Annotated in this window: 14 protein-coding genes and 1 pseudogene; 5 read left to right on the top strand and 10 right to left on the bottom strand. The window is 77.4% G+C overall.

The genetic code is table 11. From position 1 onward, the window contains the following. Nucleotides 1–16: 16 nt before the first annotated feature. Nucleotides 17–1414, top strand: a complete 1398-nt coding sequence (locus NXY84_RS04880) for an isochorismate synthase MenF (RefSeq protein ID WP_396126370.1) — start codon at nt 17–19, stop codon at nt 1412–1414. Nucleotides 1415–1573: 159 nt separating this feature from the next. On the opposite strand, the gene NXY84_RS04875 is transcribed toward NXY84_RS04880, so the two are convergent. The 3 genes from NXY84_RS04875 to NXY84_RS04865 all read right to left on the bottom strand — a co-directional run bounded on the left by NXY84_RS04875 (nt 1574) and on the right by NXY84_RS04865 (nt 6222). Then, nucleotides 1574–3358 (bottom strand): S1C family serine protease, encoded by a 1785-nt coding sequence (locus tag NXY84_RS04875; RefSeq protein ID WP_258726033.1) that lies wholly within the window; start codon nt 3356–3358, stop codon nt 1574–1576. 138 nt (nt 3359–3496) lie between these two features. Further along, nucleotides 3497–5269 (bottom strand): 2-succinyl-5-enolpyruvyl-6-hydroxy-3-cyclohexene-1-carboxylic-acid synthase, encoded by a 1773-nt coding sequence (gene menD / locus NXY84_RS04870; RefSeq protein WP_258726032.1) that lies wholly within the window; start codon nt 5267–5269, stop codon nt 3497–3499. Next, nucleotides 5266–6222: an o-succinylbenzoate synthase gene (locus NXY84_RS04865; RefSeq protein WP_258726031.1), complete on the bottom strand. Its 957-nt coding sequence runs from the start codon at nt 6220–6222 to the stop codon at nt 5266–5268. The genes menD and NXY84_RS04865 overlap by 4 nt, the downstream gene beginning before the upstream one ends. Nucleotides 6223–6255: 33 nt before the next feature. Between NXY84_RS04865 and NXY84_RS04860 the strand changes: the two genes are divergently transcribed. Then, nucleotides 6256–7227 (top strand): 1,4-dihydroxy-2-naphthoyl-CoA synthase, encoded by a 972-nt coding sequence (locus tag NXY84_RS04860; protein WP_258726030.1) that lies wholly within the window; start codon nt 6256–6258, stop codon nt 7225–7227. Between the two features lie 66 nt (nt 7228–7293). Here NXY84_RS04860 and NXY84_RS04855 read toward each other — a convergent pair whose 3' ends face one another. The 3 genes from NXY84_RS04855 to NXY84_RS04845 form a co-directional block, all read right to left on the bottom strand. After that, nucleotides 7294–7458 (bottom strand): hypothetical protein, encoded by a 165-nt coding sequence (locus tag NXY84_RS04855; protein WP_258726029.1) that lies wholly within the window; start codon nt 7456–7458, stop codon nt 7294–7296. A 161-nt stretch (nt 7459–7619) separates the two neighbouring features. Next, nucleotides 7620–8735, bottom strand: a complete 1116-nt coding sequence (locus NXY84_RS04850; RefSeq protein WP_258726028.1) for a DUF3048 domain-containing protein — start codon at nt 8733–8735, stop codon at nt 7620–7622. A 25-nt stretch (nt 8736–8760) separates the two neighbouring features. Continuing rightward, nucleotides 8761–9855, bottom strand: coding sequence for a DUF3048 domain-containing protein (locus NXY84_RS04845; protein WP_258726027.1), 1095 nt, complete (start codon nt 9853–9855; stop codon nt 8761–8763). A 71-nt stretch (nt 9856–9926) separates the two neighbouring features. Between NXY84_RS04845 and menE the strand changes: the two genes are divergently transcribed. Both menE and NXY84_RS04835 read left to right on the top strand, forming a co-directional pair. Continuing rightward, nucleotides 9927–11171, top strand: a complete 1245-nt coding sequence (gene menE, locus NXY84_RS04840) for an o-succinylbenzoate--CoA ligase (protein ID WP_258726026.1) — start codon at nt 9927–9929, stop codon at nt 11169–11171. Nucleotides 11172–11255: 84 nt separating this feature from the next. Next, nucleotides 11256–12125, top strand: coding sequence for a 1,4-dihydroxy-2-naphthoate polyprenyltransferase (locus NXY84_RS04835; RefSeq protein WP_258726025.1), 870 nt, complete (start codon nt 11256–11258; stop codon nt 12123–12125). A gap of 204 nt (nt 12126–12329) precedes the next feature. Here the strand turns inward: NXY84_RS04835 and NXY84_RS04830 are convergent. Beyond that, nucleotides 12330–12512, bottom strand: a pseudogene (locus NXY84_RS04830) (DUF4229 domain-containing protein); the annotation flags it as partial. 63 nt (nt 12513–12575) lie between these two features. Between NXY84_RS04830 and NXY84_RS04825 the strand changes: the two are divergent. Further along, nucleotides 12576–12986, top strand: a complete 411-nt coding sequence (locus tag NXY84_RS04825) for a PLD nuclease N-terminal domain-containing protein (RefSeq protein WP_258726024.1) — start codon at nt 12576–12578, stop codon at nt 12984–12986. A gap of 89 nt (nt 12987–13075) precedes the next feature. Here NXY84_RS04825 and ccsB read toward each other — a convergent pair whose 3' ends face one another. From ccsB to NXY84_RS04810, 3 genes are read right to left on the bottom strand one after another with little or no spacing between them, the layout of a single operon-like run. Next, on the bottom strand, nt 13076–14092 hold the full coding sequence (gene ccsB, locus NXY84_RS04820) for a c-type cytochrome biogenesis protein CcsB (protein ID WP_258726023.1): 1017 nt from the start codon (nt 14090–14092) through the stop codon (nt 13076–13078). Continuing rightward, the gene (resB, locus tag NXY84_RS04815) at nt 14089–15882 is read right to left on the bottom strand and encodes a cytochrome c biogenesis protein ResB (protein ID WP_258726022.1); all 1794 of its coding nucleotides are present in this window, start codon (nt 15880–15882) and stop codon (nt 14089–14091) included. The genes ccsB and resB overlap by 4 nt, the downstream gene beginning before the upstream one ends. Beyond that, complete coding sequence (locus NXY84_RS04810) at nt 15882–16772, bottom strand: cytochrome c biogenesis CcdA family protein (protein ID WP_258727118.1); 891 nt, start codon at nt 16770–16772, stop codon at nt 15882–15884. The genes resB and NXY84_RS04810 overlap by 1 nt, the downstream gene beginning before the upstream one ends. Nucleotides 16773–16866 lie beyond the last annotated feature (94 nt).

Here is a 16866-nt window from a genome sequence, read left to right as displayed (position 1 = left end):
CCGTACCCTGAAGCCGATGACCAGCAGCCTGCCCGACGCCGTCCCGCACCCGCTCGTCGTGCGCACGGTCCCCCTCGACGGGCTCGAGGAGCTCGGCCGGGCACGGCGCGGCGGGGCGCTCGCCGCCGACCCTGACGACGGCGGCCGGGCGACGACCCCGGACCCGCGGGACCTCACCGACCTGCTGCCCGCGGACGCACCCCTCGCCTGGGTGCGCCGGGGCGACGGGCTCGTCGCCTGGGGCGAGGCGCTGCGGTTCGAGGTCGGTGGCGCGTCGCGCTTCACCGACGCCGAAGCCGCCTGGCGCGAGGTCCTCGCGCACGCGATCGTGCGCGACGAGGTCGAGGTCCCGGGCACGGGCCCGGTCGCGTTCGGGTCCTTCGCGTTCGACGACGACTCCCCCGCGGGCGGCGTCGTCGTCGTCCCGCGGGTCGTCGTGGGACGCCGCGGCGGGCGCGCGTGGCTCACGACGATCGAGTCCGGCGGGCGGCTGCGCCGGGCGCCGTCGCTCGACGAGCTCGTCGGTGACCTCGAGCCGGCGCCGTCCCCCGGGACGGTCGAGTACGGCGACGGCGCCGTGCCCGCCGAGCCCTGGAAGGACGTCGTCGCACGGGCCGTCGCCGCGATCCGTGCGGGCGAGGTCGACAAGGCCGTGCTGGCCCGCGACGTGTGCGCGCGCACCGAGCACCCGATCGACGTGCGCTGGCCCCTCGGGCGGCTCGCCGAGCGGTACCCGTCGTGCTGGACGTTCTCGGTCGACGGCCTGATCGGCGCGACGCCCGAGCTCCTCGTGCGCTCCGAGAAGGGGCTCGTGACGTCGCGCGTGCTGGCCGGCACGATCCGCCGCACCGGCGACGACGCCGCGGACCTGGGCCGCGCCGCGATCCTGGCGCACTCGTCCAAGGACCTCGAGGAGCACGAGTACGCCGTCGCGTCCGTCGGGCACGCCCTCGAGCCGTACTGCTCGTCGATCAACGTGCCCGACGTGCCGTTCGTGCTGCACCTGCCCAACGTGCTGCACCTCGCGAGCGACGTGACCGGCGTCCTGGTCGGCGGCGCCGAGGCGTCCGCGGAGCACCCCACGAGCCTCGCGCTCGCTGCTGCGCTGCACCCGACGGCCGCGGTGTGCGGGACGCCGACGTCCGCGGCTCGCGAGCTCATCGCCCGGATTGAGGGCATGGACCGCGCGCGCTACGCCGGCCCGGTCGGCTGGTTCGGCGGGGACGGCGACGGCGAGTGGGGCATCGCGCTGCGCTCCGCGGCGCTCGACCCGGAGGACCCGCACCGCATCCGGCTGTTCGCGGGCTGCGGCATCGTCGCGGCGTCCGACCCGGCCGCCGAGCTCGCGGAGTCGGAGGCGAAGCTCGTGCCGATGCGCGACGCGCTGGCGTCGACCGGGGCACCGACGGACTGACGCCGCACCGCTCGCCACAGGGCTCAGGCACGACGGACCCGCACGACGGACGGCCGGTGCCCGAGGGCACCGGCCGTCCGCGTGAGGCGGGACCAGCAGGGGTCCGGTCCCGCCCCGGACCGGGCGCGCGGGGGGATGCGCGCCCGGAGATCGATCGGGTCAGCCGTTCCCCTGGCCGCCGCCCTGACCCTGCTGCTGCTGCTGGAACCACTCCCACAGCTGCTCGGGCGTCATCTCCTCGCTGTTCTCGGGGAGCTGCGGCAGCTGGTTCGGGGCCTGGCCCGTCGTGGTCTCCTCGCGGGCCGCGAGCGTCACCTCGACCTCCCGGGCCTCGTCGCCGCGCACGACGGTGAGCGTCGCCTCGTCGCCCGCGGCGCGCTCGCGCACGTACGCGGTCAGCGACTCGGCACCCGCGACCGGGCGGCCGTCGATCGCGACGATGACGTCCTCCGCGGTCAGCTCGGCCTCGGCGGCGGGCGAGCCCGACGTCACCTCCTGGACGACCGCGCCGCGGCGCGTCACGCCGTCCGCGGTCGCCGTGCCGTCGCTCAGCGAGACACCGAGGAAGGCGTGCTCCGCCGTGCCGTCCTCGACGAGCTGCGCGGCGATCTGCTTCGCCAGGTTGACCGGGATCGCGAACCCGAGGCCGATCGAGCCGGACTGGCTCGACAGCGTCGCGATCGACGACGTGATGCCGATGACCCGGCCCTGCGCGTCGAACAGCGGGCCGCCCGAGTTCCCCGGGTTGACGGCCGCGTCGATCTGGATGGCGTTCGTCACGACCGTGTCGGAGCTCCCCTGCTCGGACGTCGAGACCGGGCGGTCGACCGCCGAGACGATGCCGGTCGTCGCGGTGTTCGCGAGGCCGAGCGGGTTGCCGACCGCGAGGACCGCCTCGCCGACGGTCACGTCGCCGGAGTCGCCGAGCGCCGCGGGCGTGAGGTCGTCCGGGGCGTCGTCGAGGCGGATGACCGCGAGGTCCGTGGTCGGGTCCGTCCCCACGATCGACGCGGCGAAGATGCGGCCGTCCGAGAGCGTGACGCGGACCTCGCCCGCGCCGGCGCCCGCGACGACGTGGTTGTTCGTCACGACGTTGCCGTCGTCGTCGATGATCACGCCCGAGCCCTGCGAGCCGCCCTGCTGCGTGCTGACCTCGATGGCGACGACCGACTTCTGGACGGCCGCGATGACCGCCTCCCAGTCGGGGTCGTCCGCGTTCGAGCCCTCGACCGGCACCTCGGCGTTCTGTGCCTGGCCGATCGACGTGAGCGACGCCGGGGTCGAGGTGTCGCCGTCGTCGAGCGCGTCCGAGACGCCGATCGTGGTGAGCGTCGCGATGAGCGCCGCGGCCACGGAGGCCGCCGCGACGGGCAGCCACAACGGGCGCCCGCGCTCGCGGGTCCCGGCCGGGGCCTGCGGTCCGCCGGGGCCGGCCGGGCCGCCGTGCTGACCGGGGAGCGGCGCCTGGCCCGGCGCACCGTGCTGCGCCTCGTGCGCGGCGCGCAGGTCGGCGGGGGCCGCGGGGTGCGGCGGCAGGAACGGGTTGGTGGGGTGCGGGGTCGGGCCGGGGACGGGCGCGGGACCCGCGTGGCCGGCGCCGGGCTGGCCGGAACCCGGGGCGTGGCCCGCAGCAGCGGGCTGCGGGTGCACGCCGGTGGCGGGGAGCGCCTGCGTGACCGGCTGGTGCTGCGGCGCCGGCGCCGTGGCAGCGGCCGCGGCCGGGAGCGGCTGCGTCTCGGCGTGCGACGGCGTGGCGGAGAGCGGCTGCGTCGGCGCCTCGTGCGGTCCGGGCGCGGGGCGCGCGATCGGCTGCGTGGCCGCGACCTGCGGGTGCGCGTCGCCGTGTGCGTCGGGGGTCGGCATCGTTCGCTGCTCGCTCGTCACCGGGGCGGGCCGGTCCTCGGGGCTCGGTGCGCCCGGGACGTCGGGGGTGCTGCTGCTCATGGTCGGTCCTCCTTCTCCTCCACCATGAGACCTCCCAGCCCTGTGCGCATGCTCGAGCCTTCCTGGGAGTTCGCTGCGAGTCCGCCCCCTGACCCGGCCTCGCCCCACCGGCTGCCGACCGGTCCCGGGGGGCGCAGGTCAGCCCAGCGTGCGGTCGAGCGCGTCCCGCACCTCGGACTCGATCCGCTCGCCGAGCGCCCGGCGGCCGGCGCGGTCGACCCGCACCTCGACGACGCTCAGCCCCCGCCCGGGGGCCGCCAGCGCGGGCGCGAGGCCCTCGACGTCGCTCACGCGGGTGTGCCGCACGCCGTACGCCGCGCACAGCGCCGAGAGGTCGGCGCCGTGCGGCGTGGCGAAGACCCGCTCGAACACCGCGGCGTGCTCGGGGGCGCCGTGCTCGAGGGTCGCGAAGATCGAGCCGCCGTCGTCGTTCGCGACCACGACCTGGAGGTCCGCGGTGGGTTCCAGCGGCCCGCGCAGCAGCCCGCCCGCGTCGTGCAGGAAGGTCAGGTCGCCGACGAGCGCGCGCACGCGACGGTCCGGGAGCCCGAGGGCGACGCCGATCGCGGTCGAGACGGTGCCGTCGATCCCCGCGAGCCCCCGGTTGGCGAGCACGAGCGCGGGCGAGTCCCAGCCGCCCATGAGGTCGAGGTCGCGCACCGGGTTGCTCGAGCCGACCACGAGCACGTCCCGCTGCTGCGTCGCCCGCACGACCTCGCGCGCCAGCACCGGGCCCGTCACGCGCGTCCCGCTGCGCGACGGCGCGGCCCGGGGGCCCGGGTCGAGCACGGAGTCGACCGCGGCGGCGGCGGTCTTGCCCGCGGCGCGCCACGCGTCGAGCCACCCGGGCGGCCCGGCCCGGCCGATCAGCCCGGCGGGGACCTCGGTGTGCACGTGGGTCGCGGCCCGCCCGGCGTCGGGCCAGTCGCGGCCGTGGGGGGCGACCACGACGAGCTCGACGTCGCCGCGCGCGAGCAGGCGGGAGACCGGGCGGGACAGCGTCGGGCGCCCGAGCACGACGGCGCGGCGCACCTGCCCGCCGAGCGCGGGGTGCCCGAGGAGGAGCCGGTACGCGGGGATCGCGTGCGAGCCGCCGAACGCGCCCGACGAGGGCTCGGCGAGCAGCGGCCAGTCGTTGGCCTCGGCGAGCAGCCGCGCGTCCACCCCCGCGCCGTCGCCCGCGACGACGACGGTCGGCACGCCGTCGACCCGCGCGCCCTCCGCGCCGGCGGCGACGAACGGGGCGGCCGGGCGCGGCGTCACGCGCACGAGCCCGTCCTCGGCCGGCGCGGGCCACGGCTCGTCGCCCGGCCCGAGCGGCTCCCGGTAGGCGAGGTCGAGGTGCACCGGTCCGGGGTCGGCGGTGCGCGCCCCGACCGCGGCGGCGAGCGCGCGCGAGACGACGTGGCGCAGGTCGCGGGCCTCGCCGGGGCGGCTGGTCGGCGCCGGGACGTCGGCGGCGAAGCGGACCGCCGAGCCGAAGAGCCCGACCTGCTCGGTCGTCTGGTTGGCGCCCGTGCCGCGCAGCTCGTGCGGGCGGTCGGCGGTCACGAGCACGAGCGGGAGCCCGGCGTGCGCGGCCTCGAGCGCCGCGGGGTGCAGGTTCGCCGCCGCGGTCCCCGACGTCGTGACCACCGCGACCGGGCGCACGTCGCCCTGCGCGACCGCCGCCTTCGCGAGGCCGAGCGCGAGGAACGCCGCGGTGCGCTCGTCGATCCGCACGTGCAGCCGCAGCGCGGGCGCGCCCGCCGGACGCTCGCCGTCGGGCAGGGCCGCGTCCGCCAGCGCGTACGCGAGCGGCGCGCTGCGCGAGCCGGGGCTCAGCACGACGTCGCGCACGCCGAGCGCCGCGAACGCCTGCAGCAGCACGCGCGCCGACGCGGTCGCCGGGTGCGCGCTCGGGGTCGTCACCGTCCCACCGTAGACCGGGCCTCGACCTCCGCGAGGCGGGCCGCCCAGCGTGCGCGCACGTCCTCGGGCGCGCGGACCGTGTCGAGCGCAGCCGGGTCGACGTCGACGCGGCGGACCTCGAGCTGCCCGTCCACGGGCAGCAGCGGCTCGGTCGTGACGTCCGCGGTCAGCAGCTGCGCGGTCGCGAGCCCGCACGCGTACGGCAGGTGCGGCAGGGCCGCGGCGAGGGCGAGGCCGGCGGCGAGCCCGACCGAGCTCTCGAGCGCTGACGAGACGACGACCGGCAGCCCCGTCTCCTCCGCGAGCGCGAGGCACGCACGCACCCCGCCGAGCGGCTGGACCTTGAGCACCGCGATGTCGGCGGCGCGGGCGCGCACGACCGCCATCGGGTCCTCGGCGCGGCGGATCGACTCGTCGGCGGCGACCGGCAGGTCGACCGCGCGGCGGACCGCGGCGAGGCCCTCGACCGTCGGCACCGGCTGCTCGGCGTACTCGAGCCCCCCGGCCGCGCGGTCGAGGACGCGCAGGCGCGCGACCGCGGTCTCGACGTCCCAGCCGCCGTTGGCGTCCACCCGGATCGCACCGCCGGGCCCGAGCGCGTCGCGGACCGCCTCGAGGCGCTCGATCTCCTGTGCGAGGGTCTGGCCGCGCTCGGCGACCTTGACCTTCGCGGTCCGGCACCCGCCCGACGACGTCACGATGCGGTGCGCGGCCGGCCCGTCGACCGCGGGCACGGTCACGTTCACCGGGACGTGCGTGCGCACCGGAGCGGGCCAGCCCTCGTCCGCGGCCTCGCGCGCGGCGCGCAGCCACGCGGCCGACTCGTCGGCGTCGTAGTCCCAGAACGGGCTGAACTCGCCCCACCCGGCCGCGCCGCGCAGCAGCACGCCGTCGCGCACGTCGAGGCCACGGAAGCGCGTGCGCAGCGGCACCGAGTACACGTCGAGGGTCACGGACCCAGGCTATGCGGGACCTAGGCTGGTCCGGTGAGCGAGCTCCCCCCGCAGGTGTCCGAGACGTTCGACCCGACCCGCTGGCGCACCGTCGCCGGGTTCGAGGACCTCACGGACCTCACCTACCACCGCGGGGTCGCCCGACCCTCCCCCGACGCGGGGCCGGACGCCGTCGAGCGGGACCTCCCCGTGGTCCGCGTCGCGTTCGACCGGCCCGAGGTGCGCAACGCGTTCCGCCCGCACACCGTCGACGAGCTCTACCGCGTGCTCGACCACGCCCGGATGTCCTCGGACGTCGGCACGGTCCTGCTCACGGGCAACGGCCCGAGCCCCAAGGACGGCGGCTGGGCGTTCTGCTCGGGCGGCGACCAGCGCATCCGCGGGCGCGACGGCTACCGGTACACGGGCGACCCCGACGCGCAGACCGCGGACGCGATCGACCCGGCGCGGGCCGGGCGCCTGCACATCCTCGAGGTCCAGCGGCTCATCCGGACGATGCCCAAGGTCGTCGTCGCCGTCGTGGGCGGGTGGGCGGCCGGCGGCGGGCACTCGCTGCACGTCGTCGCGGACCTGACGATCGCCTCGCGCGAGCACGCGCGGTTCATGCAGACCGACGCGAACGTCGGGTCGTTCGACGGCGGCTACGGCTCGGCGCTGCTCGCGCGCCAGGTCGGCCAGAAGCGGGCCCGGGAGATCTTCTTCCTCGCACGCGAGTACTCGGCGCAGGAGGCGTACGACTGGGGCTCGGTGAACGACGTCGTCGACCACGCGGACCTCGAGGACGCGGCGCTCGAGTACGCGCGGATCGTGGCGACCAAGTCGCCGCAGGCGATCCGCATGCTCAAGTTCGCGTTCAACCTCGCGGACGACGGGCTCGCGGGGCAGCAGGTCTTCGCGGGCGAGGCGACGCGGCTCGCGTACATGACGGACGAGGCGGTCGAGGGGCGCGACGCGTTCCTGCAGCGCCGCGACCCGGACTGGTCGGGGTTCGGGTACGCCTACTGACGCGTCGGGCGCGGCTCGTGCGGGCCGGGTGCCGGGTCCGGCCGCGGCCAGTCCCGGTGCGCGCGGTCAGCTGCCGGAGAACGCCCAGACCGCGACCTGGACGACCTGCGCGACGGCGTAGGAGGCGCCCAGGAGCAGCGCGGACAGGATGGTGACGGACGCGAGGACGGCGCCGAGGGAGTGCACGCGGTCGGCGCGCTCCTCGGAGCTCTCGGACGTGATCGTGGTCATGGCACCAGCGTGCGGCCGGGCCGGCCGGGGCCGCATCGGCCCACGGGACGGAGCCCACCGCCCACGGTCCACCGCCGGGAGCACGACGTCGTCGCCCCGGTCATCCCGCGGGCTGAGGCCGTTCGGGCGACGCGCTCGCCGGCGCGCGCCGCGCTGCCGTCTCAGCTGACCGTGAGGCTCCCGGACCCGGCCGGCACGAGCTCGACCCAGGTGGTGCCCGGCGCCAGGCGCGCGGGCGACCCGTCGGGCAGGAACAGGCGCAAGGGCTGGTCGTCGGCGTCCTTCTGCCAGCGCACCTGGACGACCTTGCCGCCCGAGGCGACGGTGGCGTCCCCGGAGCCGACGAGCACGTAGGTGGGGACCGCGGCCCCGCCCTGCGCGCCGAACTCCGTCGCGGGGTGGTCGGCGGTGATCGAGACGACGTTGGTCGCGGCGAGCCGCGCGCCGCTCGCCGCGACCGCGGGCGTGCTGCCCTCGGAGCGCAGCCACGACGTGCCGTCCCAGGTCCACGACGGGCTCGACGCCGCGGAGAGCCGGAACGCCAGCGTGGTCGCGGGCGTCCCGGCGACGACGGCGGCGGCGCGGTCGAGCGAGCGGGCGAACTCGAACTGCTCGGCGGGCGCCGCCTGGTGCCCGGCGTCGGCCAGCCCCCAGAAGGTCTCCGGGCTGCCGTACACGTTGTGCGGCGCCGACCGGCCCCGGACCCGGTACATGCCCTCGACCCCGGCGTCGTGGCTCAGCGCCTGCACCCCGCTGGCGTCGACGAGGTCGAGGATGCCGGGCTGCCCGCCGGAGAACGCGAGGAGGCCGTGCAGGGGCGCGGTCACCGGCGGGTCCATGGGCCGGACCGAGCGGATGGGGCCGACCTCGCCGGGCACCTGCGAGTGGAACACGGCGATGAGCCGGGAGACGTCGAACTCGACGATCGTCTCCCAGACCACGTCCGCCTGCTCGAGCCCGCTCTGCGGCCGCGCGACCGCGGTGTTCTCGACCTTCACCGCGAGGGCCGGCCGCGGGGCGGGCTCGCCCGGCAGCCCGGTCAGCGGCCACGTCGGCGGCACGACCGGAGCCGGCGCGGCGCCCTTCGCGGGTGCGGTCGTCGGGCTGACCGTCACGGTCTCGGGTGCGGGCGCCACCGCCTCGGGCGAGCCGCACGCCGCGAGCGCGAGCACCGCGCCGGCGAGGGTCGCCGCGACCTGGGCCGCGCGTCCCCGCCCGCCCGGTCGCGCCGTGTCCGTCCGCCCGCTCCGCGCCATGCCGTCCCCCGTCGTCGTCACGTCCTGCCGTCCCTCCGCCGCCGGCTCAGCCGACGGTCACCGCGCCGGAGCCGTTCGGCACGAGCTCGACCCACGTCGCGCCCGGCGCGAGCCGCACGTCCGTGCCGTCGGCGGTCGCGAGCGTGAGCGGCGCGTCCGTGGACGCCTTGGTCCAGGTCGCGGCGAGCGTCCTGCCCCCGGTCGCGACGAGCGCCTCCCCCGAGCCGACGAGCCTCGTCTCCGGGACCGGGCTGCCGGCCGGGTCGACGGTGCCCGACGCCACGAGGTCCACGCGGAGCGTCACGACGTTCGTCGCCGCGAGCCGCGCGCCCGACGCGGAGGTGGCGGGCGTCCCGGACTCCGAGCGCAGCCACGCGCCGTCGGCCGCGCTCCAGTCCCACGAGGGCCTCGAGTACGACGACATCGTCACCGCGACCTGTGCCGCCGGGGTGCCGGCGACGGCCGCGGTCGCGAGCTCGGGGCGGCGCGCGAAGTGGAACTGCTCGGGCGGCGAGGCCGCGTGCCCGGCGTCGGCCTGCCCGAGGAACGCCGCCGGGTCGCCGAAGACGTTGTGCGGCGCCGTGCGGCCCTTGGTCCGGTAGAAGCCGTCGTCGCCGGCGTCGTGGCTCACGGTCTGCAGCCCCGCGGCGGAGAGCGCCTGCACGAAGCCGGGCTGCCCGCCGGAGAACGCGATGACGCCGTGCAGCGGCGCGGCGATCGCGGGGTCCATCGGGCGCACCGAGCGGATGGGGCCGACCTCGGCGGGGACGGTCGAGTGGAAGACCGCGACGAAGCGCGTGACCCCGCCCTCGACGACCTGCTCCCAGACGACGTCCGCCTGGTCGAGGCCCGTCTGCGGGCGGACCTCCTTGGGGTTCTCGATCTTGACGGCGAGCGCCGGACGCTCGACGAGCTCCGTCGACGGCACGCCCGTGAGCACCCAGCGCGGCGGGACGACGGGGGCGGGTGCGGCGTGCTTCGCGGGCGTGATGACCGGTGGCAGGGTCACGGGCGGGTCGGTCGGGGCGTCCGCGCCGCCCGAGCAGGCACCGAGGAGAGCGACGAGCCCGAGGACGACGGCGGCGTGGGTGCGCGCGTGCCGGGCGGGGCGCGTGGGCACGGGCGGCGCGGACGTGGGCACGGGCGAGCTCCTTCGGTCCCGGGCGGGCGGCCGGGTCGGCCACACTCTACGGTCCCGCCTACGCTGGCCCGGTGAGCCGTCCGGTCCGCTGCGTGCCCGTGTCGTCCGGTCCCGGCGGCTCCCCGGGCACCGCACCGTCCGCGGGCGACCCCGTGCACGCGCTGCTCGCGGCGCTCGGCGCCGCGCTCGACGGGACCGGCCCGGCGGTGCTCCCCGTCCCGGCGGACGAGCCCGCGCCGGAGCACCCCGGTGAGGTGCCCGACGACGTCGCGCTCGTCGTGCGCACCTCCGGCTCCACGGGCGCGCCGCGGGACGTGCTGCTCTCGGCGGCGGCGCTGCGCGCGTCGGGGGAGGCGACCGCGGCCCGGCTCGGTGGCCACGGGCGCTGGCTGCTCGCGCTGCCGCCGGTGCACGTCGCGGGGGTGCAGGTGCTGGTCCGGTCGCTGCTCGCGGGGACCGAGCCGGTCGTGCTCGCGCCCGGGCCGTTCCGTGCGGACGCGTTCGAGCGGGCGGTGGGCGAGCTCGACCGGCCGGGGTCGCCCCATCGCCGGTACACCTCGCTCGTGCCGACCCAGCTGCACCGCCTGCTCGGCTCCCCCGGTGCGCTCGCCGCGCTGCGCACGTTCGACGCGGTGCTCGTCGGCGGCGCCGCCACCGCCGCCGGGCTGCTCACGGACGCGCGCGCGGCGGGCGTGCGGGTCGTGACGACGTACGGGATGTCGGAGACGTGCGGCGGGTGCGTGTACGACGGCGTGCCGCTCGACGGCGTCGAGGTCGACGTCGACCCCGCGGACGGGCGCGTGCTGCTCGCCGGGCCCGTGCTCGCGACCGGGTACCGCGGCCGGCCCGACCTCGACGGCGAGGCGTTCGTCGAGCGCGGCGGGCGGCGGTGGCTGCGGACCGGGGACCTCGGCGAGCTCGTCACTGGTCCGGCCCCGGACGACGCGACGGACCGGCCCGCCGGGCCCGTGCTGCGCGTGCTCGGGCGCGCCGACGACGTGCTCGTGACCGGCGGCGCGAAGGTCGCCCCCGCCGCGGTCGAGCGGGTCCTCGGTGCGCTGGACGGTGTCGCGGACGTCTGCGTCGTCGGGCTGCCCGACCAGGAGTGGGGGCAGTCGGTGACCGCCGTGCTCGTGCTGCACGACGGCGCCCGCGCGCCCGCGCACGACGACGTCCGGGCCGCCGTCGCGCGTAGCCTGGGGCACGCCGCGGCGCCCCGTGCCGTGGTCGTGGTGGAGTCCCTGCCGCTGCGCGGACCCGGCAAGCCCGACCGTGCGGCGGTCGCCCGGCTGGCCGCGGACCGGCTCGGGCGCTGACCCCCGCTGCAGCGCCCGGACGCACCGCCCCGCACCACCACGACCCCCAGCACCGCGCTCGCGGCGCGACCCGACAGGAGCACGATGGCCACGACGTCCGAGTGGATCGCCGGTGCGCGCCCGCGCACGCTGCCCGCGGCGGCCGCCCCGGCGCTCGTCGGCACCGGCGCCGCCGCGCAGCTCGACCAGGCGCACCAAGGCCGGGCGCTGCTCGCGCTCGGCGTCGCGCTCGCGCTGCAGGTCGGCGTGAACTACGCGAACGACTACTCCGACGGCGTGCGCGGCACGGACACCGAGCGCGTCGGACCGATGCGGCTCACCGCGTCCGGCGCGGCCCCGCCGGCGCAGGTGCGGCTCGCCGCCTTCGCGGCCCTCGGGGTCGGCGCGGCGCTCGGGCTCGTGCTCGTGCTGCTCACCGGCCAGTGGTGGCTGCTCGGGGTCGGGGCGCTCGCCGTCGCCGCCGCGTGGTTCTACACCGGGGGGCGGCGCCCGTACGGCTACCGCGGGCTCGGCGAGGTCGGCGTCTTCGTGTTCTTCGGGCTCGTCGCGGTGCTCGGCACGACGTACACCCAGGCGGACCGCGTCTCGTGGGTCGCCGCCGCCGGCGCCGTCGGGGTCGGGCTGCTCGCGTGCGCGCTGCTCATGGTCAACAACCTGCGCGACATCCCGACCGACGTGCTCGTCGGCAAGCGCACGGTCGCGGTCCGGCTCGGCGACCACCGGGCCCGGCGCGCGTACGCGCTGCTCGTGACCCTCCCGCTGCTGCTCGGGGTCGCGTGCGCGTTCGCCGCTCCCGGGGCCCTGCTCGTGCTCGTGCTCGCGCTACCGGCGGGGGTGCTCGCGTTCACCGTGCTGGTCGGGGCGCGCGGCGTCGCGCTCGTCCCGGTCCTCGCCGGGACCGGCCTGCTCGAGCTCGGCTACGGGATCCTGCTCGGCGTCGGCCTCGCGCTCTGACGCCGGGACGCCCGCGTCGACCGCGTCCTGGGCGGCGTCCGCGTCGAGCGACGCGGCGGTGCCGGTGACCGGACGGGCGGCGAGCGGGACGCCGGGGACGCCCGGCCCGGTCGTGGCGAGCGCCGCGTCGACCGCGGCGTCCTCGGCGGCGTCGTCGTCGAGCTCGCGCTGCGAACGGCCCGAGCGAGCCGCCCGCGCCTGCGCACGCTCCGCGATCTCGAGCGCGGCGGCGTCGCGGGGCCCGGCGAGCAGCACGTACGACAGGCCCCAGGCGAGGAACGTCGCGACGAGGAACGCGACCCAGAGGCCGGCACCGGCCCAGTAGAGCCCGGCGAAGCAGACGGCGAGCAGCCCGAGCCGCATGAGGGAGTAGGTCAGGACGCGCACCTCCCCAGCCTAGGTGGCGCCGCTCGACGGTCGCGAACCGCGTCGGCGAACTACTGTGGCCGGGTGCGCAACCTCCTCGCTCTCGTGGTCGTCGGCCTGATCGTGTACACGGTCATCGACGTCGCGCGCAGCGACGAGCGCGAGCGCCTGGGCCTGCACAAGGTGCTGTGGGTGGCCTTCATGGTGCTGGTGCCGGTCATCGGCTCGGTCACGTGGCTGCTCGTGCGGCGCACGCCCGGGCGCCGCACCGGGCGGGGTCCGGGTCTCGGCACGGTCCCGCAGGCGCCGCTCGCGCCCGACGACGACCCGGAGTTCCTCTGGCGCCTCGAGCAGGAGCGCCGCCGGCGCGAGCGCGAGGCGGGCGGGACCGGGACCGGCGCGGGGAGCCCCACCGACCCGACGGACCCGACGCAGCCCCCGGCGGGTCCCCCGCGGCCGCCCGCCGACCCGAGCGAACCGACCTCGACGAGCTGACCGGGACGAGCGGACCCGCGCGCACCGGGACGAGCGGACCCGGGCGCACCAGGAGGAGCCGACCCGGGCGCACGGCGCCCGGCCGGGGCTCAGAGCCCCGAGTAGCTGTGCTTCCCGTCGACGAACAGGTTCACGACCGTGAAGTTCGCGAGCACCACGGCGTACCCGACGAAGACCATGTACGCCGCACGGCGACCGCTCCACCCGCGCGTCGTGCGCGCGTGCAGGTACGCGGCGTAGACGACCCACGCGACGAACGTGCCGACCTCCTTGGGGTCCCAGCCCCAGTACCGGCCCCAGGCGTGCTCGGCCCAGATCGCGCCGCCGATGAGCGTGAACGTCCAGAGCACGAAGCCGATCGCGTTGAGCCGGAACGAGAACGCCTCGAGCTCGCGCGCGGAGGGCGCCGAGCGCAGCCACGCCCACGCCGGACCGGTCACGCGCCAGCGGTGCAGGGCGCCGGGCCTGCCGCCCTCGCCGGCGGCACCGACACGGCTGCGGCCCGACTCGCGCGCGTCCTGGAGCACCTGGAGCACCGCGGCGGCGAACCCGACCGTGAACACCCCGGTCGCGATGATCGCGACGCCGACGTGGAGCACGAGCCAGTAGCTCTGCAGAGCGGGCTGCACCGCGTCGGCCTGCACGAACAGCACGGTCAGCGCCAGCGCGAGCGCGAGCACCCCGATGCCGAGCACGACGACGCTGAGGAACGGGATGAACCGGCGGCGCTGGACCACCACGAGCACGACGACGGCGATGAAGGCCCCGACGAGCGCGAACTCGTACATGTTCGCGGTGGGCCACCGCCCGGCGGCGAGGCCGCGCGTCACGATCCCGCCGAGCAGGAGGGCGGCGCCCGTCACGGTCGTCGAGCGCGCGATCCCGGCGGCCTTCGGGGAGCCCTCGGGACGCACCTCGGGCTGCGCGTCGGGCTCGAGGGCCGCCGGGCCGGACGGCGCCCCGGCGGTCGCCAGCTCACGCGCCGCCGGCACGCGGCGTGACGCCTCCGCGAGGCGCGCGAGGGCCACGGTCGACGCGACGAACGCGACGGTCAGCGCGGTCATCGCGGCCCACACGAGCAGGGAGCTGAGGTCACCCACGGTCATGGCTTGGTCTCTTCCGCCGGTGCGCGCGTGGTGGCGCGCGGGATGGGTGCGGGCTGCGCCGGGTCCGCGCCGCCCACGGGGTCGAGCGCGAGAGCGCCCACGATCTCGTCGAGCTCGGCCTGGAGGCCGACGTCGTCGCCGCGCGCGAGGGCCGCGGCACTCACCACTGTACGTCCGGGGCGCTCGCCGTCGGGCGTCGCGCGGACCCACACGCGGCGCCGGGGCGTGAACAGCGACACCCCGAGGCCGGCGAACGCGAGCAGCGCGAAGACCAGCACGAACGGCAGCGCGGGGTCGCGGCGCAGGTCGAGCGCGACGAACCGCGGCAGGTCGCGCAGCTCGAGCGTGCCGAGCCCGTCGGGCAGCTCGACCGTCTCGCCGGGGCGCACGTACAGCGTCACGGGGGTCCCGTCGGGCTGGGTGACCTGCTCCATGCCGGTGTCGTCGAGCTCGTAGACGTTCTGCGGCACGCCGTCGTCCAGCCCGAGGTCGCCCTGCCAGACGGCGAGCACGAGCACCGGGTCCGTCGGCTGCGGGTCGACCGAGCGCCAGATGGTGTCCGTGAGCTGCTGCGCGGTCGGCAGCAGCGAGCCGACGAGCCCGATCTGCGCCTGCCCGCCCGAGACGTCCGGGACCTTGACGACGCCCTGCGACGTGTACACCTCGTCCTGCGGCAGGAACGGCACGGGCCCGGAGAACGCGACCTCGCCGGTGGCGTCGCGCACCACGACGTCGGGCGCGTAGCCGTTGCCCTGCAGGTAGACCTTGGCCCCGCCGGTCGTGAGCGGGTGGTTGACCTTGATGGTCTCCGCGCTCGGCTCACGCCCGGGCTCCGTCAGCGTGACCTCGGCGAGGAAGTCGCGCGACTGGAGCGTCTCGGGGTCGAACTCCGACGTGAACCGGTCGAGCCGCAGCGTGAACGGCACGAGGTCCGCGGGGTCGAACGCGCTGCCGGCCTCGAACGTGTCGTAGTCGGTCTGGGCGTTCGCGAAGCCGCGCCCCTCGACGACGATCGCCTGACCGCGGAAGTGCAGGAGCTGGCCGGTCGCGATCGAGATGAGCAGCCCGACGAGCGCGAGGTGGAACAGCAGGTTGCCGGACTCGCGCAGGTAGCCCCGCTCCGCGGACACGGTCCAGGTGCCCGAGCGCGCGGCGCCGTCGGCGAGGTCGCTGCCGGTCGCGCCGGCCGGGTCGTCGCCCGGGCCCCCGGCCGCACCCGCCCGGTCCTCGCGGCGCACGTCGACCCGGTACCGCGGCAGCCAGGAGACCCGCCCGCGCAGCGCGCTCGCCGCGGCGCGCACGACGGCCTCCGGGGAGTCCTCGCTGGTCCCGCCGGCCTGCGCGGGGAAGCGGTCGAAGCGTCGCGGGGTGCGCGGCGGGCGGGCGCCGAGCGCGCGCAGGTGGGCGCGCGTGCGCGGCAGGATGCAGCCGACGAGGGAGACGAACAGCAGCAGGTAGATGGCCGAGAACCAGGCCGAGGAGTAGACGTCGAACATCCCGGCGCGCTCGAGCCACGGCCCCGCGGTCGGGTGGTCGACGAGGTACTGGGCGACGCGCTCCGGCGCCTGCGAGCGCTGCGGCCACACCGAGCCCGGCACGGCGGCGACCGCGAGGAGCATGAGCAGCAGGAGCGCGACGCGCATGCTCGTGAGCTGGCGCCACGCCCAGCGCAGCCAGCCGGCGACGCCGAGCTGCGGGAGCGTCGGCGGGGCGGGCGCGGTCCCGGCCGGGTCGGACGCGTCGGTGGGGGCGTACGCGTCGTCGAGGCCCTCGGGCGTGTAGGTGCTCATCAGACGACCGGCACGAAGACGTCGGCGCCGGTCACGAGCCCCTGCAGCCACTGCGCCCAGGTGCCCCAGACGCCCGTGACCAGCGCGAGGCCGAGCAGCACGAGCAGCCCTCCCCCGGCGCGCATGACCGCGAGGCGGTGGCGCCGCAGCAGCTCGTGCGCGCGCCGGCTGCGTGCCGTGCCGAGCGCGAGCAGCAGGAACGGCAGCCCGAGCCCGAGGCAGAACGCGACCGACAGGACCGCCCCACGCCCGGCCGAGCCGCCGTCGAGCGACAGCGCGGTGATCGCGACGAGGGTCGGGCCGATGCACGGGGTCCAGCCGAGGCCGAACACGACGCCGAGCAGCGGGGCGCCCCACAGCCCGGCGCGAGGGCTCAGGTGGGCCCGCCGCTCCTGCTGCAGGAACGGCACGAAGCCGAGGAACGCGAGCCCCATGACGACGACGACCGCGCCGAGCACGCGGCTGACCGGGTCCTGCCAGTCGCGCAGGACGCCTCCGAGCGAGCCGGCGAGCACCCCGAGCAGCACGAAGACGAGCGTGAACCCGGCGACGAACAGCCCGACGCCCGCGAGGAGCCGCCGGCGGTCGGGCGCGGGCGCGGTGCCGGACGACGCGGTGCCGGACGACGCGGTGCCGGACGACGCGGTGCCGGACGACGCGGCAGCCGACGAGGCGGCGACGGACGACGCAGGGCCCGACGAGGCGGTGCCGCTCACCGCCGCACCGGACGCGGCCGGGGCGGGCGCACCCGCGGTGACCCGGCGGGGGCCGAGCGTCGCCGCCGACATCCCCCCGAGGTAGCCGAGGTAGCCCGGCACGAGCGGCAGCACGCAGGGCGACGCGAACGCCACGAAGCCCGCGACGAGCGCGACCGGCACCGCGAGCAGCATCGAGCCCGAGAAGGCGGTGGTCTGGAAGGCGTCCCCGAGGTCCGCGGCGACCCCGCCGCTGGCGAGCACGCCGTGCGCGGCCCCGAGCAGGCCC

This window comes from Cellulomonas sp. NS3 (assembly GCF_024757985.1).
Lineage (GTDB): Bacteria > Actinomycetota > Actinomycetes > Actinomycetales > Cellulomonadaceae > Cellulomonas_A.
Note: the sequence above shows the minus strand (reverse complement) of the source record. Positions and strands in the feature narration are given on the sequence as shown.

Excerpts from the sequence above, each read along its gene's own strand:
- NXY84_RS04880 (WP_396126370.1), top strand. The coding sequence starts at position 17 with ATGACCAGCAGCCTGCCCGACGCCGTCCCGCACCCGCTCGTCGTGCGC.
- NXY84_RS04875 (WP_258726033.1), bottom strand. The coding sequence starts at position 3,358 with ATGAGCAGCAGCACCCCCGACGTCCCGGGCGCACCGAGCCCCGAGGAC.
- NXY84_RS04855 (WP_258726029.1), bottom strand. The coding sequence starts at position 7,458 with ATGACCACGATCACGTCCGAGAGCTCCGAGGAGCGCGCCGACCGCGTG.
- NXY84_RS04835 (WP_258726025.1), top strand. The coding sequence starts at position 11,256 with ATGGCCACGACGTCCGAGTGGATCGCCGGTGCGCGCCCGCGCACGCTG.
- ccsB (WP_258726023.1), bottom strand. The coding sequence starts at position 14,092 with ATGACCGTGGGTGACCTCAGCTCCCTGCTCGTGTGGGCCGCGATGACC.
- resB (WP_258726022.1), bottom strand. The coding sequence starts at position 15,882 with ATGAGCACCTACACGCCCGAGGGCCTCGACGACGCGTACGCCCCCACC.
- NXY84_RS04810 (WP_258727118.1), bottom strand. The coding sequence starts at position 16,772 with ATGCTGCTCGCGGTGCCGGTCGCGCTCGTCGCGGGCTTCGTGGCGTTC.